Source organism: Vaccinium witches'-broom phytoplasma str. VAC (assembly GCF_000309405.1).
GTDB lineage: Bacteria > Bacillota_I > Bacilli_A > Acholeplasmatales > Acholeplasmataceae > Phytoplasma.
On the sequence record NZ_AKIN01000159.1, the window covers coordinates 1 to 825 of the forward strand.

Annotated in this window: 1 pseudogene; it reads left to right on the forward strand. The window is 25.8% G+C overall.

Annotation, left to right across the window (positions count from 1 at the left end):
- Positions 1–572 (forward strand): annotated as a pseudogene (locus RI68_RS04350) (type IVB secretion system protein DotG/IcmE); the annotation flags it as partial.
- Between the last annotated feature and the right edge of the window lie 253 nt (positions 573–825).

Consider the following 825-nt stretch of genomic DNA (forward strand, 5'->3'; position numbering starts at 1 on the left):
TATCAGATTTTAAAAAATTAGGGGCTAATTCTTTTGATTTAAAATTCAAGCTTGGTTTTACACTTAAAGAAATAAAAAATGCTGGGTATACAGCTAAACAATTAATATATGATGGATTTACAGCTAAACAATTAAAAGATGCTGGCTTTAAAGCCAAAGAATTAAAAGATGTTGGATTTACAGCTAAAGAAATATTAAATACCGGATTTTCACTTCGAAATTTAAGAGATGCTGGAATTAAAGCTGAAGAATTATATGATACTTTTAATACAGCTAAAGAATTAATAGATGCTGGATATACAGTTAAAAAATTAAAAGATGCTGGATATACAGCTAAGGAATTAAGAGATGTTGGTTGCCTTAAAATGAAAGATTTTAGAGGTAGTGGATATACAGCTAAAGAATTAAAAGATGCTGGATTTATATCTAGTGATTTAAAAATTGCTGGGTATACAGCTAAGGAATTAAGAGATGCTGGGTATACAGCTGAGGAATTAAAATATATAGCTGACTTTACAGATAAAGAATTAAAAGATGCTGGATATACAGTTAAAGAATTAAAAGATTTGTAATATATTGAATTCATATACATCTTAATAATTAAGAAATGCTGAATTTATAGAAAAAGAATTAAGAGATGATGGATTTATAGATAAAGATTTAAAAGATTATTGATTTATGGTTAAGAGAATTAAAAGATGATTGATATACAACTAAAATTTTAAATTTTTTAAGTTGGTTGTTAAATAAACACTTCAACAACAAAAATTGAACGCAAAACAACGTATTTTAATGTATAAAGCATCATTATAAGATCGAATATGC